This window comes from Yinghuangia seranimata, assembly GCF_029953285.1.
Lineage (GTDB): Bacteria > Actinomycetota > Actinomycetes > Streptomycetales > Streptomycetaceae > Yinghuangia > Yinghuangia seranimata.
Window position 1 is genome coordinate 91,303 of the sequence record NZ_JASAOI010000002.1, and the last position, 19,473, is coordinate 110,775.

15 protein-coding genes are annotated in these 19,473 nt (G+C 74.0%); 6 read left to right on the forward strand and 9 right to left on the reverse strand.

Annotated features, from left to right (window positions below; genetic code table 11):
- Positions 1 to 102: 102 nt before the first annotated feature.
- Positions 103 to 1,227 carry a carboxylate-amine ligase gene (locus QI554_RS00695; RefSeq protein ID WP_281464593.1) on the forward strand — a complete coding sequence of 375 codons (1,125 nt, stop codon included), beginning with the start codon at positions 103 to 105 and terminating at the stop codon, positions 1,225 to 1,227.
- A gap of 53 nt (positions 1,228 to 1,280) precedes the next feature.
- Here QI554_RS00695 and QI554_RS00700 read toward each other — a convergent pair whose 3' ends face one another.
- The 4 genes from QI554_RS00700 to QI554_RS00715 all read right to left on the reverse strand — a co-directional run bounded on the left by QI554_RS00700 (position 1,281) and on the right by QI554_RS00715 (position 6,017).
- Positions 1,281 to 1,718 (reverse strand): hypothetical protein, encoded by a 438-nt coding sequence (locus tag QI554_RS00700; RefSeq protein ID WP_281464595.1) that lies wholly within the window; start codon positions 1,716 to 1,718, stop codon positions 1,281 to 1,283.
- A gap of 280 nt (positions 1,719 to 1,998) precedes the next feature.
- Complete coding sequence (locus tag QI554_RS00705; protein ID WP_281464597.1) at positions 1,999 to 3,294, reverse strand: phosphoribosyltransferase family protein; 1,296 nt, start codon at positions 3,292 to 3,294, stop codon at positions 1,999 to 2,001.
- Positions 3,295 to 3,321: 27 nt separating this feature from the next.
- Positions 3,322 to 4,416 (reverse strand): baeRF2 domain-containing protein, encoded by a 1,095-nt coding sequence (locus QI554_RS00710; RefSeq protein ID WP_281464599.1) that lies wholly within the window; start codon positions 4,414 to 4,416, stop codon positions 3,322 to 3,324.
- A gap of 611 nt (positions 4,417 to 5,027) precedes the next feature.
- Positions 5,028 to 6,017 carry a polysaccharide deacetylase family protein gene (locus tag QI554_RS00715; protein WP_281464601.1) on the reverse strand — a complete coding sequence of 330 codons (990 nt, stop codon included), beginning with the start codon at positions 6,015 to 6,017 and terminating at the stop codon, positions 5,028 to 5,030.
- A gap of 258 nt (positions 6,018 to 6,275) precedes the next feature.
- Between QI554_RS00715 and QI554_RS00720 the strand changes: the two genes are divergently transcribed.
- Together QI554_RS00720 and QI554_RS00725 are read left to right on the forward strand one after the other, a co-directional pair.
- A complete protein-coding gene (locus tag QI554_RS00720) occupies positions 6,276 to 6,674 on the forward strand; it encodes a hypothetical protein (RefSeq protein ID WP_281464603.1) in 399 nt (132 codons plus the stop codon).
- A gap of 42 nt (positions 6,675 to 6,716) precedes the next feature.
- Positions 6,717 to 8,006: an FUSC family protein gene (locus QI554_RS00725; protein WP_281464605.1), complete on the forward strand. Its 1,290-nt coding sequence runs from the start codon at positions 6,717 to 6,719 to the stop codon at positions 8,004 to 8,006.
- An 18-nt stretch (positions 8,007 to 8,024) separates the two neighbouring features.
- Here the strand turns inward: QI554_RS00725 and QI554_RS00730 are convergent, their stop codons facing one another.
- Positions 8,025 to 9,143 (reverse strand): baeRF3 domain-containing protein, encoded by a 1,119-nt coding sequence (locus tag QI554_RS00730; protein ID WP_281464607.1) that lies wholly within the window; start codon positions 9,141 to 9,143, stop codon positions 8,025 to 8,027.
- 199 nt (positions 9,144 to 9,342) lie between these two features.
- Here QI554_RS00730 and QI554_RS00735 point away from each other — a divergent pair, with 199 nt between their 5' ends.
- Complete coding sequence (locus QI554_RS00735) at positions 9,343 to 11,595, forward strand: hypothetical protein (RefSeq protein WP_281464609.1); 2,253 nt, start codon at positions 9,343 to 9,345, stop codon at positions 11,593 to 11,595.
- An 18-nt stretch (positions 11,596 to 11,613) separates the two neighbouring features.
- On the opposite strand, the gene QI554_RS00740 is transcribed toward QI554_RS00735, so the two are convergent.
- A complete protein-coding gene (locus QI554_RS00740) occupies positions 11,614 to 12,432 on the reverse strand; it encodes a uracil-DNA glycosylase family protein (protein WP_281464611.1) in 819 nt (272 codons plus the stop codon).
- A 152-nt stretch (positions 12,433 to 12,584) separates the two neighbouring features.
- Here QI554_RS00740 and QI554_RS00745 point away from each other — a divergent pair, with 152 nt between their 5' ends.
- Together QI554_RS00745 and QI554_RS00750 are read left to right on the forward strand one after the other, a co-directional pair.
- Positions 12,585 to 14,276, forward strand: a complete 1,692-nt coding sequence (locus QI554_RS00745) for an amidohydrolase family protein (protein ID WP_281464613.1) — start codon at positions 12,585 to 12,587, stop codon at positions 14,274 to 14,276.
- The gene (locus QI554_RS00750; protein ID WP_281464615.1) at positions 14,273 to 14,968 is read left to right on the forward strand and encodes a hypothetical protein; all 696 of its coding nucleotides are present in this window, start codon (positions 14,273 to 14,275) and stop codon (positions 14,966 to 14,968) included. The genes QI554_RS00745 and QI554_RS00750 overlap by 4 nt, the downstream gene beginning before the upstream one ends.
- 164 nt (positions 14,969 to 15,132) lie before the next feature.
- Here QI554_RS00750 and QI554_RS00755 read toward each other — a convergent pair whose 3' ends face one another.
- From QI554_RS00755 to QI554_RS00765, 3 genes are all read right to left on the reverse strand, one after another.
- On the reverse strand, positions 15,133 to 15,585 hold the full coding sequence (locus QI554_RS00755; RefSeq protein ID WP_281464616.1) for a DUF6247 family protein: 453 nt from the start codon (positions 15,583 to 15,585) through the stop codon (positions 15,133 to 15,135).
- Positions 15,586 to 15,704: 119 nt separating this feature from the next.
- Positions 15,705 to 18,512, reverse strand: coding sequence for a VWD domain-containing protein (locus tag QI554_RS00760; protein ID WP_281464618.1), 2,808 nt, complete (start codon positions 18,510 to 18,512; stop codon positions 15,705 to 15,707).
- 70 nt (positions 18,513 to 18,582) lie between these two features.
- Positions 18,583 to 19,317 (reverse strand): GbsR/MarR family transcriptional regulator, encoded by a 735-nt coding sequence (locus tag QI554_RS00765; RefSeq protein ID WP_281465161.1) that lies wholly within the window; start codon positions 19,315 to 19,317, stop codon positions 18,583 to 18,585.
- Positions 19,318 to 19,473 lie beyond the last annotated feature (156 nt).

The following is a 19,473-nucleotide window of genomic DNA, read 5'->3' on the forward strand; positions in this document are numbered from 1 at the left end:
CTTCGGGGCAGCAGCCGCAAGCGAAGGGCCGCGTGCGTCGCGACGTGTCCGCACGCCGAGGTACGTACGGCCGAACCGTTCCCCGCCGAGGAGGAGCCACACGTGGACGACCGATCCGGGCCGGACGGCGGTGTCGCGGTCGGGGTCGAGGAGGAGTTCCACATCGTCGACGCGGCCACCGGCCTGCTGGCGCCCGCCGCGCCGGGGCTGCTCGACCGGCTGCCGGAACGCACGTTCGTCCGCGAGTTCCAGCAGTCCGTCGTCGAGACCAACAGCGACGTCCACACCACCCTTGACGCGCTGCGGGCCGACCTGGTCCGCGCGCGCCGGCGGTTGGCGGCCGCGGCCGAACCTCTGGGCCTGGCCGTCGTGGCGGCGGGCAGTGTGCCGCTGTCCGAGACCGGCAGCGTCGACGTGACCGCCGCGCCCCGCTACGAGCACATCTCGCGCGAGTACGGGGCGGTCGCCGACGAGCAACTGGTCTGCGCCGCCCAGGTGCACGTCGACGTGCCCGACCGCGACACCGGCGTCCGGGCCATGGGCGTGCTGGCACCATGGCTCCCGGTCCTCCTCGCCTTGTCCGCGAGTTCGCCGTTCTGGCTGGGCACCGACACCGGCTACGCGAGCTGGCGCACCCTGGTCATGCAGCGTTGGCCCAGCGCCGGCCCACCCGGGTCCTTCGCCTCCGCCGCCGAGTACGACGCGCTCGTCGACGCCCTGCTCGCGGGCGAGGTCATCGGCGACCGGGGCATGGTCTACTACGACATCCGCCCGTCGGAGCACCAGCGGACGCTGGAACTGCGCGTCTGCGACTCGTGCCCGCGCGTCGACACCGTGGTCCTGCTCGCCGGCCTCTTCCGCGCCATGGTCGTGGACGCGTGCCAGGCCGTCGGCACCGGCGGGGCCCCGCGCGTGCCCCGCCAGCAATGGCTCCGCGCGGCCACCTGGCGCGCCGCCCGCTCCGGCCTCGCCGGTGACCTGCTCGACCCGGTCTCCGGCCACGCCGTCCCCGCCGCCGACCTCGTCCGCGCACTCCTGAAGCGCCACGAGCCGACCCTCCAGGCACACGGCGACCACGACCGCGTCACCGCGCTGGCCGACACCGAACTCGCCACCGGCGGATCAGCATCCCGCCTCCGCCGGGCCGCCGAAGCCGGCACCCCGCTCCGCACCCTGGTCCAGCGCCTGGCCACGGAAACCCGCCACCCCGACACCCCGCCGACCTGACGGGACGACCCTTCTCCGACGCCCGTCCGCGTCCCCGCGCGGCCCGCGGGGCATCACCCGCGGTCGGACACCGCCCCGCCCCGCTCCCACGGGAACGCCGCGCGGTCGGGCGCGATCCATCGCGATTTAGCGGGTGCGCCGGCCAGGGTCTCCTCGCGGTAGAACCGGGTCAGCAGGTCCTTGTCCAGCAGGTCCGGGTTCGCCTCGGCGAAGGCCGCGAAATCGTCGCGGGGGTCCGCGGCCGCGTGGTGGCCGACGAGTTCCACCCACGCGCGGGTCATGGTCGCGTGGAACTTCTCGGGGACACCCGCCCTGGCCGCGGTACGCCGGATGCCGTTGCCGACGAGGTCGACCGCCCCGGGCACGCCGCACCGGCGGACGGCCAGCCACGTGAGCCGCACGTGCTCGCGGTGGCCGAAGCGTTCGGCGTCGGCCATGACCTCGGCCATGAGGTCTTCGAAGGCGGGCTGTCCGGGCGTGGTCGTGCTCATGGTGGGGAGACCTCTGTCAGTACGGATTCCCCAATATCGTAGGCCGCCGCGCGGGGCCGGTCCCCGGTCCGGGCCGGCATCCGACGCACGTCGAGCTGCGGCCGGGGCCGGGATCGTTCGTCGACGGGGGTAGCAGCGGCGAGTCGTCGGCCCGGTTGCGGTCGGGCGCGGTATGCGCGTCCGGTAGTGCGTCTCGGTCGGCGGGGCAAGCAGGCCGCGCGCGGGTCTCGGTCGGTGCCGGCGGTGCACGTTCGCCCGCGCCGCCCTCGACCCCGCTCGCTCACAGGTGCGTCGTGAACCACCGCGCGGCCTGGCCCGCCACGACGTTCATCGCGCCCGGTTCCTCGAACAGGTGGGTGGCGCCCGAGACGACGGTCAGGTGCTTGGTGCCGGGGAGTCGGTCGTAGGCGTCGTGGTTGAGGGCGAGGACCTGGGGGTCGTTGCCGCCGACGATGAGGAGCGTCGGGGCGGTGACGTCGTCGAGGCGGTCGGCGGCGAGGTCGGGGCGGCCGCCTCGGGAGACGACGGCGCTGATGCCGCTGTCGTGTTCGGCGGCGGCCCAGAGGGCGGCGCCCGCGCCGGTGCTGGCGCCGAAGACGCCGATCGCGATGCCGGTCGTGTCGGGCCGGCGGCGCAGCCAGCGGACCGCGCCGAGGAGGCGTTCGGCGAGGAACGGGATGTCGAACACGCGGTCGCGGTCGGGTTCTTCGTCGAGGGTCAGCAGGTCGAAGAGGAGTGTGCCGAGCCCCGCGCGGTTGAGGTGGGCGGCGACCGCGCGGTTGCGCGGGCTGTGGCGGCTGCTGCCGCTGCCGTGGGCGAACACGACGGCTCCGGATGCCCCGTCGGGCAGGGTGAGGTGGCCCGGCAGGCGCACCGGTCCGACGTCGACCTCGACCTCGTCGTCGAAGGCGGGCGGGTCCGGGGTGACTTCGGTGTCTTCCGGGTGCGCCGCGCGGTCGAGCAGCGCGGTCACCTCGTCGTCCGTCGTCTGGGTGAAGTCGACATAGCCCTGCGCGACCGCGTGGAAGAACACCGGCGTCATCGCGCACACCACCTCGTCGGCGACGTCGGCCATCGCCCGGGCCAGGTCGGGCGGGCCGACCGGCACGGCGAGAACGACCCGTTCGGCGCCGCGGGCCCGGGCCACCTGGCAGGCCGCGCGGGCGGTGGATCCGGTGGCCACCCCGTCGTCGACGACCACCGCGGTACGGCCCTTGAGCGGCACCGGGTCGCGGTCGGCGCGCCACCGCGCCGTGCGGGCCGCGATCTCCTCGCGGGCCCGCTCCTCGGCGTCGGCGAGTTCGGCGCCGCTGATGTCGAAGCCGCGCAGGACCTCCTCGTGCAGGACGCGCGTGCCGTCCTCGCCGATCGCGCCCATCGCCAGCTCGGGCTGGAACGGCGCGCCGAGCTTGCGGACCGCGATCACGTCCAGCGGCGCGCCGAGCGAGCGGGCGACCTCGTACGCGACGGGGACGCCGCCGCGGGGCAGCCCGACCACGACGACGTCCGCGCCGCGCAGGTGTTCCAGGAGCGGTGCGAGCTCCATGCCCGCCTCGCGGCGGTCGGCGTAGGTCATGGTCGTCGCCTCCTCCGGATCGTCGGACTAGCGCAGCAGCGCCCCCACGCCGTCGGCGAGGGCGAGGCGGTTCCGGGCGACGACGACGAGGTCCGCGCCGGTTCCCACCGCGACCCGGATCAGCGCGGCGTCCGGCGCCGACTCCTGCCAGCACGAGTCCACGCCTTGCGCGAACACCTCCTCGGCGCTCAGCCCGACCTGCCTGGGTGTGACCCCGACGTACAGCGGCGGGCGGGGCTCGGGAGGGTCGGTGACGAACAGCGCCTCGACCTCGCCGCGGCGCAGCGCGTCCAGCGTGTCGGCGAGGCCGTCGACGCAGCCCTCGCCGCGGGCCCGGCAGGAGCGGAAGCGTTCCAGGCGCTGCTGGTCGAGTGCCGCCAGGCGGCCGTCGAACACGCGTGCGAGATCAGCTTCGAGGATGGCGCGCCCGGGCGGCTCCGGCCACTCCTCGGCGCGGTCCGCGTCCTTGGCGACGCGTGTGACACGGCCCGACAGCCGTCGGGGCAGCCGGCCCGCCAGAGCCGTGGTCATCCGCGGCGGCCCGCACAGCACGATCGTCTCCGCCTCGCCGCCGTCGGCCGCGGCGGCGAGGCCCGCGGCGACCTCCGCGGCGGCGCGCGGCCACTGGTCGTACGGCACCGTCCGGCGATCCACGGGGCCGGGGGCCAGGCGCGCGACCGGCCAGCGGCCGGACTGCACGCCGATCTCCCACACGTCGACCGGGACGTCCTCGGGATCGTGCGCGCGGTGCACGGCGACCGCCACGTACGGGATGTCCGGCGCGTGCTGGCGGGCCAGCGGCATCGCGTCCGGCACGGTGGTGAACGTCGCCGTCTCCCGCTCCGGCGGGTGCGGCAGCTCCTCGACCAGCGCCAGATGCCCGCGCGCGGCGAACACCGCCTGCCCGTGGCGCCCCGGAATGTCCTCGTCGGCGCCCAGCACGCGCGCGACCGTGCCGGTGCTGGCCACATCCGCGCCCTGCGCGGCCAGCTCCTCGTGGACGTGCCGTCGGCGTCGGTCGATCGCGCTGTCGGGCTCCTCGACGTCACGCGAGGTGTCCAGGTAGGCGCACGCGTACGGGCCGGGCCGGGCGTACAACGGTCCGAGGAAGGTGAGCTTCACGGTTTCCCTCCACTTCGGCGCCGTGGGCGCGCACGGCTGCGGACGGGAGTCTGGGATCGGCTTCCTCTTCCAGGCTCACGCGCCGGGCGGCCGAATGCCAATGCGCGCCCCACCGGAACCGCCCGCGAGCGGGCGCCCGGGACCCGCCGCGCTACGCGGCCCCGCGCCGAGGCACCGCGGCCGGCACCTCGCGCCGCCGGTCCCGCCCGCGGCGGGCGCGCGGGACCCGGGCGCCACACCGCCCCGCGCCGACACGCAGGGGGCGGCACCGGCGGCGTCCTACACGCCTCCGGCGCGGGGCGGGCCGGGACGCGGGGGAACGGAGCGGGCGGCTCGACGGGGAGGGCCGTGGCCGCGGCGTCGGCGCAGGTAGTGGCGCGGTGCCGGACGACGCGCTGCCGCCGTCCACGCTGCCGCACGAGTGCCCGCCGCCCGCGCGCGCCTGGGGCGACAAGGACCGGCCGCGGCGGAGCGGTGGGATCGGAGTCGCGGCGGGCGCCTCCGGCGCGGGGCGGGCCAGGACGCGGGGAAGCGGTCACGTCCCTCCCCGTCGAGCCGGCCGCTCCGCGCGCCGCGACTCCGGTCCCCGCCTCCGGTGCCGGGCTCCCCGGTCAGGACGCGGGGAACGTGAAGGTGTACCCCTCCTGGACGAGCCACGGCAGGATCTCCTTCAGCGCCGCGACGGTCTGGGCGCGGTCGCCGCCGCCGTCGTGCATCAGGATCACGCCGCCGGGCCGCAGCTCGCGCTTCACGTTGGCGACGATCGCGTCGACGCCCGGCTTCTCCCAGTCGCGGGTGTCGACCGACCAGTCGAGCGAGCGCATCCCGGACGCGGCGACCGTCTGCCGGATCTGGGACGACCAGCCGCCGCCGGGCGCGCGGTACCAGTGCACCGGGGTGCCGGGCGGGGCCACGGCCGCGATCTGCTGCCGGGCGCCGTCGACCTCGTGCTGGATCTGTGCCTGAGGGCGCTTCGCCATGCCCTCGTCGTGCGTGATGCTGTGGTCGCACAGCCGGTGCCCGTCGGCCACGACGCGCTTGACCATGCGGGGGTTCGCGGTCGCGTTGGGGCCGATCTGGCAGAACACGGCCTTGGCGCCGTACTGGTCGAGCACCTCGAGGATCTGCGGCGTCCACTGCGCGCTGGGGCCGTCGTCGAACGTGAGCGCGACGGTGCGGCCGGGCGCGTCGGCGCGGCGTATCAGCGGCGGCGCGGACGCCTGGTCCGGGATCCCGGGCCGCGCGTTGGACGAGTGCGGCGGGGCGGGAGCCGTTCCGCGGGCGGTGCCGGGCGCCGAAGGCGTGCCCGACGGCGTCCGGGAACCAGACGTGCTCGGCGTGCCGGAAGGCGTGGGGGAGCCGGAGCTCGCCGACGGTGTGGGGGACGTCGACGGCTGCGTCGGCTGGGTGGACGGCGACGCCGGGGGCTCCTGCGACCGCTGGGACGGCAGCGGTGCCGGCGCCGCGTGCGCGCCGGCGGCCACGTCTCTCCCCGCCGAGCCGCCCACTCCGCAGGCCGCGACTCCGATCGTGAGTGCGGCGGCCCCCGTGAGGACACGGAGGCCGGAGGTCAGGCGTATGCGGCGGGGCGGACGGGTCATGGGCAAACTCCCTCGGACAGTCGGGCGCCGACCGCGGAAGCCGCGGTCGGCGCGTGTCGCTCTTCCACCGTAAGGGTGATCCAAACGGGCAAGTTGCCAATATTTTCCTTTTTTGGGTGATTTTGCACGCTGTTGGGTTGAGCGGCCTCGGCTCAAGTCGATCGCGTGTTCGAGATCCGCTCATGAAAAGCTGCCCGGGGGCGACCGTGCGCCCGGGTGTGACGGGCGGGGTCGAGAGGACCGACAGGGGGAGGCGTGGTGGCACGTGCGGATCTGACCGGCAGGTGGCAGGTCGAGCTGGACGGTGTCCCGGTGGAGACACTGCGCGACGTCCGCGTGTTCGAGTTCGAACAGGAGTACGTCGACAGCCTCGACCGCTACCCGGACGGAGCGATGGCCGACGACGGCGTGCTGCCGCACGACGTGACCGACATGATCCTCGTCCGCGGCGCCGACCGGAGTGAGGCCTTCACCGCCTGGGTCGCCGCGAACCGCGCCGACGACCCCACCGCGAGCGACGAGGTCCTGGCACTGGTGCTGCTGAACTCCCGCGGCCGGCCCGTCAAGCGCATCCGCTTCGCGTTCGCGCTCGTCGTCAGCGACGACTCGTGGGACGAAGGCAGGGAGGTTGTGGTGACCTTCCACGGCGCGGGCTGACACGGCCGCGTCGGCGGGCCGTTCAGCGGGGATGGGAACCTTATGCCGATCACTCCGGAACCCGTCCTCGGCCTGGTCAAGCGGCGCAACGAGCCGGTCGTGGTCCGGACGCTGCGTATGACCGTGGCCGCCGTGGCCGCGTTCGTGGTCGCGCTGTGGCTGTCCGACAACCCCGCACCGCTGCTGGCACCGCTGACCGCGCTGCTGGTGGTCCAGGTCACCACCTACGCGACCCTGACCACCGGCATCCGCCGCATGTTCAGCGTGCTGCTCGGCGTGCTCATCGCCGTCGGGTTCGCGGAACTGGTGGACCTGAACTGGTGGAGCCTGGGCGCTCTCATCCTCGCGTCGCTGGTCGCCGGGCATCTGCTGCGGGTGGACCCGTTCGTCGAGGAGGTGGCGATCAGCGGCATGCTCGTCCTGGGCGTGGGCAACCTGCACGCCGCCCACTCCACGGCCGCCGGGCGGGTCGGGGAGACCCTCATCGGCGTGGCCGTCGGCATGCTCTGCAACTTCATCTACGCGCCGCCGACCTACATCCAGCCGGCGGGCGAGGCGATCGAAGACCTCAGCGTCCGCCTGAACGGCCTGCTCAACCGCATCGGCAAGGACCTCCGGCAGGGCGCCTCACCGCGGCACGCGGAATCCTGGCTGGAGGAAGCGCGCGTCCTGGACGGCGACATCGTGCAGGTCGACGGCGCGCTGTCCCAGGCCGAGGAGAGCCTGCGGCTCAACCCGCGTGCCGCACGGCACGCCTTGAACGCCGGCATCGTGCTGCGCAGCGGCCTCGACAGCCTGGAGCACTGCACGGTCACGATGCGCTCGGTCTGCCGGGGACTGTCCGACCTGAGCCAGGAGTCGGGCCGCTACGAGGCCGTGTACCCGGCGGACGTCGCGGCGGCCCTCGACGACCTGCTGCGCGACCTCGCGGACGCGGTGACGAGCTTCGGCCGCATGGTCACTGCGGAGGTCAGCGACCGCGCCGAGCACGCCGAGGCCGAGCTCGGCCGCGCGCTCACCGAGGGCCGCCGCGACCGCGACCGGATCGCGGGCCTGCTCCGCTCGGAGACCGAGTTCGAGCCCGACACGTGGGAACTGCACGGATCCCTGCTGGCCAGCGTCGACCAGATCCTCGACGAGCTGGACGTCGACAAGCGCGCCGCGCCCCGGCTGGCCGCGGCCAAGCACCACACCGGCGCGACCCGCGCGGCCCGGCACCTGAAGCGCCTGCGCCGGGCCCGAATCGCGGGCCCTCCGGGCTCGGCCGCGTCCCGGAGCCGCGGTGCGGCCGCCAAGTCCTGGACACAGGGGCCGCCCCAGATCCCCCGGTGACCCGGGCCGCCCGCAGGGTCAGTACCTGAGCGCCGCCGCGATCCGGCCGCTGTCCGCGATCGCGTCGTCCGGGACGAACAGCACCTCGGCGTGCGTGTCCAGCGCCGTTTCCACGATCTCGTCGACGATGTCCTCGCGCACGCCGTTCTCCCAGGCGTCCGGGCCGAGGTCGCCGGTGAAGGGCTCGAGGTGGCCTTCGGTCATGCGGACCGTGCGCTGGTAGGTGGCTTCGACGACGACGGTCTCGGCGCGCCCTTCGCGCACCGCCGTCCACACGTCGTCCAGACCGCCGGCGTAGGACTTGCGGCTGCGGGCGCCGTCCAGGAGCTTGGCCGCGCGCTCCTGGCGGCCGGCCTCGACGTCGGCGAGCGCGGGGCGGAGGGCCTCGACCAGCGCCGGGCCCGGGCCGTCCGCCAGGCCGCCCTTGGTGATCGTGGCGGCGGCGCCGTGGGCCGCGGTCCCCACGTCGTCCAGCAGGCTCAGCGCCTGCGCGAGGCCGACGAGGTAGAGCGGGCGGGGGGCCGCCTTGAGGACGTCCGCCAGGGCGCTGTCCACGTCGCGCAGGTAGCGGCGCGTCTCCTCGTCCGCGAAGGTGCTCGGCTCGTCGCCGATGCGCTCCTCGCGCTGCGGGTTGAACTCGAGCTCCTCGCGCTCGGCGGGGAAGCCCCGCCCGGTGTGCTCGGAGAGCCGCCCGTCCGACCCGCTCCACAGCGTGCTGTGCTCGCTGTCCACCGCCATCACCCAGTACGGGCGCGTCTGTTCGCGCGCCGCCACCAGGTTGCGCGTGAGGAAGCTCGACGCGAGCACGACCCGCTCGGGGACCGTGCGGGGGAGCGTCCAGGACTGGAACCGGTCGGCGGTCGCGAACAGCACGAGCCCGTCGAGCGCGTAGCGCAGGTCCACCTCCGCGGCGGCGCGCTCCAACTGCTCCTTGAGCGACGTGCGCTGGGCGGACGACAGCTCGGCCACGCCGTCGATGCGGTGCCCCGCTTCGGCCAGGAGGTTCCGCAGCCGGATCGGGTCCTGCGCGTTGTCCGGCTCGCGGCGGTGCGTCGGCATCGTGACGGAGACCGCCGGATAGGGCCGTTCGGCACGCAGCTCGCGCAGCACGGCCGCGGTCAGGTCCTGGGTCTCCATCCGTACTCCCGCTCTCGTCGGTGGGCGTGTCGCGGCACAGCCGCCACACCTCCACCGTGCGGCGGCCCGCACCGGCCCGCCACCGGGGTGGACCACGCGGGTGGCACCGCGCCGCCGCGGCCGCGACTTCCGGGTGCGTGGCGTGGAGGGACGCCCTAGCGTCGATAAAAGGGAGCTGATTCACGCACGAGGTTCCGCGATGAAGCGCTTGACGGGGACGACGACACCGACCGACGGCCTGGACACCAACGGCTGGGACGAGTTCTACCGCGTATGGGTCGTGCCGCTCACGCAACTCATCGTTCCGCTGGCGATCGCCCTGGTCGTGCTGGTCGCGGTCAGCGGGCTGACCACGCGGTTCATGGTCCGGCGGGACACCGTCTCGTGGGAGCAACCGGCCCTCGCCTTCTGGACGGTCGTCGGATACACGGCGCTGCTCGCGGCGGCGGTGTTCCTGCCGGTGTACCCCATGTGCCACCCGTTCGACGACGGGACCTGGCTCACCCCCGTGTTCCTGTGCGGGGCGGCGCTCGGGGTCGCGCTTCCGGCGGCGTTCGCGACGCAGCTCAAGGTCACGCGCGATTTCAGGGTCCGTCGCGACGCGGGCACCGGCGGGCTGCCCGTCGAGACGCTGTGCGTGGTGCTGCTGGTGTGGGCGGTCCTGGTCTCCTGCTTCTTCTCGTGGGGGGAGCACGACCGGCTCCTGGTCGCGTACGTCGCCCTGGCCGTGCTCGGCGTCACCGCCACATCCATCGCGCTCGGCCAGAAGCTCAAGCTCCAGGTCGAGGCGCAGGGCGCCGACGGCAAGGTGGACGCGGCCGCGACCGACTACGTCCTGGCCCGCCTGCAGTCGCTCGGCACCAAGGCGCCCGAACTCGGCATCGCCCGCGGCAGCGAGCTCAGCAAGCTGACCAGCGAGGACCTCAGCGCCATCCCCGCCGGCGCGATCGCCACCGCGATGGCCCGCATCCTCTACGCGATCAGCCCCGGCCTCACCTGGCGCGCCCGCGTCACCCTCGTCGACCTCAACCGGGTCGCGGTCACGCTCACGCGCAACGGCCTGCACATCAACAGCGAGGTGATCAGCCGCAAGAACCTCGGCCTGCCCGAACTCGCCGCCGGAGTCGACGGAGCGCAGCTCGAGGCCGAGCAAGGCCGCGCCCGCGCCCAGCTGTTGACCAGCGCCGCGGCGTGCGTGCTGCTGCAGCTCAGCCAGGCGCACCTGAAGCTCAGGACGGGCCTGTGCGGTGCCACCCACTGGCGGAGCGTCGCGTTCCAGATGATCGCCGGAGAGCGGGCGCTGATGGTCGACGGCGAGACGCGTCTCGAACTGCTCAGGGCGTCCGTCAACGCGGACCCCGGCTACGGCCTCGGACGGCTCGACTACCTCATCGCGCTCTTCGAGGCGTCGCCACGAACCGCCGAGAACCGCCTCCGCTTCGCCCGCCTGCTCGACGAACTGCGGGCGCTCTCCGAGGTCGACGGTAAGGCGAAGGACGGCTGGGAGGTGGTCAACATGCGCGTCATGTTCAGCCAGACGGCCATCCGCGCGAACTACTACCTCATGGCGCTGAACAACGGGCAGCCGGTGAGCGACGACCACGAGCGGGCGCTGACGGCGGCGACGCGGTCGGCGGACGACCTGGTCCGCAGCTGCGAAGCCCACGCCGCCGACAAGGCGAACGAGGCGGTCGGCCGGTTCACCGAGGCCATGCACCCGGCCGCCCGGAACCTGAAGGCCCTGGTCGGCTTCCTCGCCGCCGGCGACGACCCGAAGCCGGACCAACTGGCCTGGGACGCTTCCGAACGCATGCCGCATCCGTCGCCCAGGCTCGCGAAGAACTACGCCGCGACGTTCGCCCTGCTGGAGGAACTCGACGCCGGCCGCCGCGGATCCACCGAGTCGCTCGACTACCTCACCTTCGCGCTCGCCCCCGGCAAGGACCGGCAAGGCCTGCTGTACGACCCGTCGTTCTGGAAACTCCTGCAGGACGGCGGCTGGTCGGGCCGGGCCGCCAGCGACCTCGGCCTCCGCCGCGTCGGCATGCTCGACCTGCCGCCCTTCGCGGCGCACTCCGACGCGCTCTCCGCCGCCGGCGTCACCACGTTCCGCCAACTGCGGCTGCGGACCGCGGACGACGCGCACCGCGCCGTGCTCGCGGACTACCTCAAGGCCTCGCCCCTGGTCGTCGCGCACCTCGCCGACATCGCCGAACTGGCGGGAACACACGAAGACTTCGAACGGGCGGACGTACTCCAGGTGTTCCTGGCCGTCGGCATCACCTCCCGCGCCGACCTGCAGCGGTGGGCCCGGGCCGACTACCATGGCCTGCTCCGCGGGCTGCGGGCCCGCGCGGAACGCTGCGGCCTCGCCGCCCTGCCGGTCTTCACCGACCTGGAACGGCGCCTCAGTGCCCACCGGACACTGAGGCAACGCCTGTTCCGTTCCTGATTGCCGCGTGCCCGCGGGTCAGAAGGGCCGCTGGTCCTCCGGCACCTGCACGACGATCGTGGCGCGCTTCTCCGGGGCGGTGGCCCCCTGGCGGCTCGCCCACGGCTCGTCGGAGCGCATCCACGCCGGAAGCCCGGGCGGGAGGTCCATCTCCGGGATGGTGGCGAGGTCGGCCGGGGTGAGGTCGCTGCCGTAGTGCACGAGCGGTGTGGGCTGGTCGGGGTCGGTAATGGCGCCGTGGAGGTCGTCCAGGGCGCCGTTCCAGTCGGCGAGCATCTTCGCCATCGCCACCGAGCGGTCGGTGCCCGAGGCGGCGGCGCTGTCGGGATACGTGGGGTGCAGGATGTGCCGGTACGCGCCGGTGTACGAAGTGCCGTTCGGCGACGTGGACTTCCAGGCCTGGAACGCGGTGTCGGCGAGACTGCCCAGAGCGACGACGGCGCGGATCTGGTTGTCGGTCACGAGGGCGTCGATCCACGAGTTCCGGTAGGCGGCGATCGCCGGGTCGTGGGCGTGGGTGTTGCCCGCGTGCTGCCCGTAGACGCTGTACAGGAACGTGTTGATCAGGGTGTAGCTGGTGGTGATGCCCAGTTTGGCGAGGAAGCCCTGGAAGCGCCGGCCGGCGGTGCCGACCAGGATGCGCCGGGCGACGGACTCGTGGGCGGCCGGGTCCTGGCCGAGGACGAGGACCTTGGCCGTCCCGTCCAGGCGGCCCCGGTGGAAGATCGGCCCCCACTCGGTGCGGAAGTCGGTGCTCGGGTAGGTCTCGGTGCCGGGGAATGTGCGGACCAGGGACGCGTAGGGCTCACGGCCGTAGCCGGGGTCGAAGTCGTGCATGCCAGGGGCTCCTGTCGCTTCGGTGTCCTTCGAATGGGCGCTTGGGGTACGGCGGAGGGCGTGGGAGCGTTGCCCTGACGCCATGATCGCCAGTGACGGGGCTGTCACGCTGTGAAGCGGGCAGGCGTGTCGCGCAGCGGAGGGACCGTCGGATGCCGCCGAACCCGGACGCGCCACAGGGCGCCCGCTCCGCGCTGCGCGGGCGGATCGTGACCATGGACGCCGCCGGCACGGTGCTGGACGACGGCGTCGTCTACCTCGACGGCACCACCATCGCCGCCGTCCAGCCCGCCACGGCGTCGCCGCCGGACGGGTTCGACGAGGTGGCCGTCGTGCCGACCCGGGGCACCGTGTACCCCGGCCTGATCGAACTGCACAACCACCTGCCGTACGACGTACTCCCGTTGTGGCAGGTGCCCCGGGCCTTCACCAACCGCTCGCAGTGGGGCGGGATCTCCGACTACCACCGCCTGGTCACCGGGCCGATGACCGTGCTCGGCGAGGACCCGCAGCTGATGCCCGCGGTGGTGCGCTACGTCGAGGCCAAGGCCCTGGTGAACGGCACCACCACCAGCCAGGGCATCGCGCTGTTCAGCAACACGGGCTCGCGCCGGATGTACCGCGGCGTCGTCCGCAACGTCGAGCAGACGGGCGACCCCGACCTGCCGCAGGCGCTGTCGCGGATCTCGGACGTCGAGGCCACCGAGGCCGCCAAGTTCCTCGACCGGCTGCGCAAGCCGCACCGCCTGCTGCTGCACCTGGCCGAAGGCATCGACGACGCGGCCCGCGCGCATTTCCAGGCGCTGGAGATCGAGCCCGGGCAGTGGGCGATCACCGACAACCTCGTCGGCATCCACTGCACCGCGCTCTCCGCGGACGACTTCCAGGTCCTCGCCGACCACGGCGGGTCGATGGTGTGGTCGCCGCTGTCCAACCTGCTGCTCTACGGCAAGACCGCCGACATCGCCGCCGCGAAGGCCGCGGGCGTGCGGATCGGCCTCGGCTCGGACTGGTCGGTCTCCGGCAGCAAGGGGCTGCTCGGCGAGCTCAAGGCCGCGCAACTCGCCTCCCAGGCCGCCGGATCCGTCTTCAGCGACCGCGAACTCGTCGCCATGGCCACGTGCGACGCCGCCGCGATCCTGCGCTGGGACCAGCGGCTCGGCTCGCTCCAGCCCGGCCACTACGCCGACCTGCTCGTGGTCGCCGAAGCGGACGGCGACCCGTACACGCGCCTCGTGGACGCCCGGGACACCGAGATCGCCCTGGTGGTGATCGCCGGGACCGCCCGCTACGGGACCACCCGGCTCATGAAGGCCCTTGCGTCCGAGGCCGACATCGAGGACGCGGGGCCCGGCGTCCCGGCCGACCGCGCGCTGAACCTGCACGACGAGGCCGGCGACCCGCTCGTCGCCGGGCTCACCCTCGCCGAGGCCACCGACCGACTCACCCGCGCGCTCCAGGACCTGCCCCGGCCGTCGGCGCGTCGCGCCCGCCGCGCGCGCCGGGCCGGCACGTCCGAGAGCAACGGGGACTGGCGGCTGGCCCTCGACGAAATCCAGCCCACCGGAGCCGAGTTGCGCCCCCGGCTGCCGCTGCCCGGCACCGAGGGCGAGCCCAGCGGCCCCACTCCGCCGCCGCGCGGTTTCGCGGTCCGCACCCGCGACCTCGCCGCCGTCGTCCTCGACCGGCTCACCGCCGCCCGCGACGCCGTGTTCCTCAAGCGGCTCGGGGCCGAGATCGACCTTCCCGAGCACTACCGGACCGCGCTTGTGGCCTTGCTGTCCAAAGCGCACGCCCACCCGCACGACCCGCACGCCGCACGACCGAAGGGACGCAAGTCATGATCACCGTCGTCAACAAGTCGACCCGCTGCACGGACGCGGACGTCCTCACGATGACCCGCGCCTGCGCGACACAGGTGCAGAAGCACGCCGCGCCGGCCTGGGGCGTGCTGCCCATCCCCGTGGTGTACGCCGCCAGCGAGAAGGAGGCCCCTCCCGGGGCGTGGGTGATCGCCGTCCTCGACGACCCGGACCAGGCCGACGCGCTGGGCTGGCACACCGAGTCCGAGGGCGAGCTGATCTTCGGGCGCGTGTTCGCCGCCCCCGTGCTCGACAACGGCGGCACCGTGCTCAAGGGCTCGCTCAGCGTCTCGGCCGTGCTCAGCCACGAGGTCCTGGAGACCCTCGTCGACCCGCACGTGAACCTGTGGGCGGACGACGGCACCGGCACGCTGTACGCGCTGGAGGTCGCCGACCCGGTCGAGTCCGACTCGTACGAGATCAACGTGCCCGGCGCCGGAGCGGTCTCGGTGTCCAACTTCGTCACCCCGCGCTGGTTCGACCGCCAGGCGGGCAAGCACCAGCAGTTCGACTGGCTGGACAAGGTCACCACGCCGTTCCACATGACCAAGGGCGGCTACGTGGTGACCAGCGCCGCGGGCAAGATCCAGCAGCTGTTCGGCGCCCAGTACCCGGAGTGGCGCAAGCACACCAAGATCGCCGACACGTCGCGCTCGGCGCGGCGCAAGAAGTGACGCCGCCCGGAGCCGCTTTCGGGAAGGCCCGCACGGGTGTGAGCTGAACGACCGCGGGGCCCGCGGAACCGTCGGCCGCGGCAGGGTCGGCGCCGGTCGGTGACCCGGCGCCGACCGGTCCGGCGGTGCCGCGCGGCCTCCGCGGTCGGCTCCGGCGCCGGGCCTCAGTTGCGCTGCTCGCGCTCGTCCGCGGCCTCGTCCGCCGCGTAGCCCGACGCCAGGTAGCGCAGCGGCAGGTGGTCGAGCGTCTCCGCCGCCTCCTGGGCGGCGTGGCGGAACGCCTCCTCGAAGCGGACCGCGACCGCGCGGCCGTCCGAGAACGGCATGGTCGTGCGGTGGTCGGAACCGTTCACCGGATGCACGCGGGGGCGGTCGGCTCCGGCGGCCCGGTCGGCCTCGGCCACCGCCGGGTCGCCTCCGGAGGCCACCCACCAGCGGCGGACGACCTCGCTGAGCGGTTCCAGGTCGAAGGTGGCGGTCGCCTCGTCGAGGGCCTCGCGGAACGCCTCGTCGAACCTGTGCCGGTCGTCGTCGGCGAGCGCCGCGTAGACGGCCGGTCCGGTCATCTCCAGTGGAACCGCCGGTCTGCTGCGCTCTGACGAGCCGGTCTTTCCCATGGCTGTCAGTGTGGCCGACCCGCATCGCCGGGGCGAGAGGCGGGTGAACATTCCGCGTCCGACCAACCGGGCGTGCGGCGGTGGTCGCCGCCCGGTGGCCACGCGTCGGACGGGACTGCTCAGCCGATGCCGCCCATCGTGAAGGCGTAGGCGAGGGTGGCCGTCGGCTCGTCGGAGCGCAGGCGGATCGTGTACGCGGGCTGGGCGAGGTCGATTCCGGTGACGTTGAGGTCGCAGACCGAGCGGTCGTCGAGGACCGGTGTGTCGGAACCGGAGGCGAAGAGCGCGAAGCGGACGCGGCAGTCGGTGGCCGGTTCGGCCACGAACAGGAGCTTCGTGAACCCCGAGACGGAGAACCTGATCGTCGCGGTGGGCTGCGCCGGAGTGAGGGTGCCGGTGCACTGGGCCACCCAGCCGGCGGTGACGGGGCAGGAGCCGTCGCCGGAGAAGGGCCCCAGCAGCTTGCCCGAGTCCGGGGCCTCGACCGGCTCGGGCGTGCCGCCGACCGGGGCCGCGTCGAGGAAGTCCTCCTGGTCGGCGGCGGCGTCGGCGAATTCGGTGCGGCCGGTGAGCGCCACGTCGACCGCGCACCCGTCCAGGAGCTGCGGGACGGTGACGCCGGCCCTCGCGCACACCGGGCGGGCCTCCTCGGTGCCCGGCACGCTCGCCACGTCGGCCGGGCGCTGCGGGAACGCGCGGTCGGTGAAGGTCGCGGTCGACTGGCCGGGCGCGTAGTCGAACAGCGACTCCTCCTGGCGGATCCGCCAGTGGTCGGCATACGCGTGGTAGAGGTCCTCGAACGGCGGCGGCGCGTCGTTCGTGGGCGGCTGGAGGACGCGGCCGTCGCCCGCGTCGAGGTCGTTCGCGGCCGCGCCGTCGGCGTTGCCGAGCAGACCCTGGACGCGGCCCCGGCGGGACAGGGGGAGGGCCACGTCGGCCTTGAGCCCGTAGTGGCCGATCGGCGTGACGTACAGCGCGGTGTGGTCCGGCCAGAAGAGCCCGTACGCGGCGTCGGGCCCGGCGCCGGTGACGGTCAGCGTGCCGCCGCCGGGGAGCGGTGTCTCGGCTCCGGGGGTGAGCGTCGCGCCGTTGAGGCGGACCGTCGGTCCGGCGTCGACCGCGGGATCGAGGGTGAAGGTGACGCGGTCACCCGCGACGCTCGCGGCCACCGCGGCGTTGACGCTGACCCGGGGCGAACCGGTGAACGGCACCTGCCGGGCCTGCACGCGCAGCCCGTCGTCGGTGGCGGCCACCAGGGTGAACTCGCCCGCGGCCTGGAAGTCGTAGTACATGCGGTCGAACGTCGTCAGGTGCGGGTCGCCGTTGCTGCCGGCGTGCGGGCCGTCCGGGCACGGCCCGAAGCAGTTCTTGGCCGGCGGCTTCGGCGTGGGCTTGTCCTTCGGCTCGCCGCAGAAGCTCTTGAGCGTCTGCCCGGTCAGGCCGAGCGACGCGGCGGCCTCGCCGCCGCTGATCGCGACGAACCCGCGTCCCGGATCGATGCGTTCGAAGCGGGTGCCCGCCCCCGGCGTGTCCTCGGGGCACTCGCACTTCGCGCCGAGCGTGCAGAAGACCTCGCCCGCGCGGGAGCTGAGCGGGTAGTCCCCGTGCGGGCCGGGGCCGAACCGTCCGAAGACCGCGCCGCCGGGGGACAGGCGCAGCACTTCCGCGGTGATGTCCAGCGGGGTCAGGTTCGGGTCGAACGCCGGGCTGGTGACGGTGACCGTCTGCTTCGAACTGGCGATCAGCAGCGGCGGGTTCAGCTTGGGCTTGTCGCCGGTGATGCCCACCCCGTTGATGTCCCAGGCGAGTTGGCGGGGCAGGTCGCGCAGGTAGCTCGCGGGCCAGCCCTCCAGCACCTGCTGCCGTTTGCCGCCGAGCGCGGCGGCGAAGGCGCCCGCGTCGTTGGGGACCCCGCCGGGGGCCGAGGCGAGGACGGCGGCGCGGGACGACGCCCACACGTCCACGCCGCGGTAGTCCAGCTCCCACCAGAAGCCCACCGCCGAGTACCCGAGCTGCGTCAGCATCGGGCGCGCGCGGTTGAGGTAGAGGCCCCACGTCCCGGGGTTGGAGTAGTGGCCGGTCAGCTTGCCGGACGTCCACTCGGCGAGCCCCTCGGCGACCCAGTTCGGCATCGCGTTGAACGCCGCGGGGTTGTTGAGGAGGATCCCCTCGGCGCAGTGCGTCAGTTCGTGCACGAGCAACTCGTCGCGCTGCGGGTCGCCCATGGTCGGCGCGCGGAACGCCGGGTACAGGACGATCCGGCACTGCGGCCCCGACGGGTCGATCCACCCGGCGCCGGTGGCCGGAACCTTGGGGTCCGGTACGCCGGACGGGCTCCGGGTGAAGCTGCCTTCGGTCCGGCACACCGTGAGCGCCGAGGCCGCGGGCACGCCCATCTTCGCGGACAGCCTCGTCCACCAGTCGCGGACCTTGGGGGCCGACTCCGGGTCGGGCCGGGTGCCGGCGGCGCAGCTCGGCGCCTTCTGCGGGGCGGTGGTGAGCGCGGCGGGTCGGGCCTGGGGCGCGTTCGCCGTGCCGGACCCGATCGGCAGGTCGGCCCAGCCGGACATCGCCCGCACCGCCTGCTGCTGCTCTCCGGTGAGGTCCGTCCAGCGCCCGGAGATCCAGCGCAGCGCCGCCGAGCCCGTCCGCAGGTCGGTCAGGCTGCCGGTCTGCGGCCGTGCCCCGGGGATCGGGCCGAAGGCGGTGGCGAACGCGGACAGCGCCATGGCCGTGGAGACGGTGCCGTCGGGCGCGGTCATCTCCAGGACCTTCTGCCAGGCGGTGGGTTCGACGGCGCCGCCCTCGGCCTTGCCGCCGTCCGACCCGCAGCCGCCGAGCAGCAGCGCGGCCGCGGCGAGTGACGCCGCGGCGGTCCGGAGCCTCGTGCCGGGGGAGCGCTTGCTGCGCGAGCGGGACGCGACCATGGGGTGCGTGTCCCCGGGCGGGGCGCGGGCACTCCCCGCTTAGGCCGTGCGGGGGATGCCGGTGCCCGTCTCAGACCGGGTCGTCCGGCGGCGCGGCGGGCTTCGCGTACAGGATGTCGCGGGCCTGCTCGGCGGCGCGGGCCACGCTCTCGGAGACGAAGTCGCAGAAGCGCGCGATGTTCTCGAGGCGGGTGCCCGCCGGAGTGCCGGGGCCGAGGACGCCGACCCCCTGCCGGGCGACGTCGACGACCTGCGCGGTGGACCGGACGCTGGCCATCATCGACTGGTACCAGACGTCGTCGTCGACGAAGTAGCGCTCACGGCGGCGTTCGTCGCGTTCGCGGCGCACCAGCCCCTGGCCCTCGAGGAACGCGACCGCCTTGGAGACCGACGCCGGGCTGACCCCGAGGCGCTGCACGAGCTCGGACGCGGTGAGGCTGCCCGCGTCCGTCGTGTAGAGGCAGACCAGCACCCGGGACATCATCGCGGGCAGCCCGGACTGCGTGAGGACTGCGGTGAACGCCTCCTCGTACGCGCGCACCGCGTCGGCGTCGCGCCCGTGGGCCTGCGGGGGCGTCGTGCCGCCCCTCGGGGCGGTCTGCCTGCGGCGCTGCGCGCGGTGCTCGGTGGCGCGGTGCGCGGCGTCGGCCTGGTAGGCGGCGGGGCCGCCGTTGCGCAGCACCTCGCGCGTGACGGTCGAGGTCGGGCGGTCGAGCCGCCGCGCGATCTCCGCGTACGCCAGGCCGTCGGCGAGCCCCAGCGCGATCTGCCGGCGCTCGGGCTGGGTGAGTCTGCCTCCCGGCATCGCGGTCTCCTTCGCGGTCTGTGGCGCCTCCAGGGCCCCCAGCGTAGCGTTCACCGCCATTCCATTGCAACGTGGTCAGGTGCGGTCGTTGCGTTAAACGCGAGACCGTTGCAACGATTGCGAGGCTGTGGCCTGCAATAATGGTCATTCGGCGCA

Bases quoted from the DNA above. Each gene is read 5' to 3' on its own strand.
- QI554_RS00705 (WP_281464597.1), bottom strand. From the start codon at position 3,294: ATGACCTACGCCGACCGCCGCGAGGCGGGCATGGAGCTCGCACCGCTC.
- QI554_RS00745 (WP_281464613.1), top strand. From the start codon at position 12,585: ATGCCGCCGAACCCGGACGCGCCACAGGGCGCCCGCTCCGCGCTGCGC.
- QI554_RS00755 (WP_281464616.1), bottom strand. From the start codon at position 15,585: ATGGGAAAGACCGGCTCGTCAGAGCGCAGCAGACCGGCGGTTCCACTG.
- QI554_RS00735 (WP_281464609.1), top strand. From the start codon at position 9,343: ATGAAGCGCTTGACGGGGACGACGACACCGACCGACGGCCTGGACACC.
- QI554_RS00740 (WP_281464611.1), bottom strand. From the start codon at position 12,432: ATGCACGACTTCGACCCCGGCTACGGCCGTGAGCCCTACGCGTCCCTG.
- QI554_RS00700 (WP_281464595.1), bottom strand. From the start codon at position 1,718: ATGAGCACGACCACGCCCGGACAGCCCGCCTTCGAAGACCTCATGGCC.
- QI554_RS00760 (WP_281464618.1), bottom strand. From the start codon at position 18,512: ATGGTCGCGTCCCGCTCGCGCAGCAAGCGCTCCCCCGGCACGAGGCTC.
- QI554_RS00730 (WP_281464607.1), bottom strand. From the start codon at position 9,143: ATGGAGACCCAGGACCTGACCGCGGCCGTGCTGCGCGAGCTGCGTGCC.
- QI554_RS00715 (WP_281464601.1), bottom strand. From the start codon at position 6,017: ATGACCCGTCCGCCCCGCCGCATACGCCTGACCTCCGGCCTCCGTGTC.
- QI554_RS00750 (WP_281464615.1), top strand. From the start codon at position 14,273: ATGATCACCGTCGTCAACAAGTCGACCCGCTGCACGGACGCGGACGTC.
- QI554_RS00765 (WP_281465161.1), bottom strand. From the start codon at position 19,317: ATGCCGGGAGGCAGACTCACCCAGCCCGAGCGCCGGCAGATCGCGCTG.
- QI554_RS00725 (WP_281464605.1), top strand. From the start codon at position 6,717: ATGCCGATCACTCCGGAACCCGTCCTCGGCCTGGTCAAGCGGCGCAAC.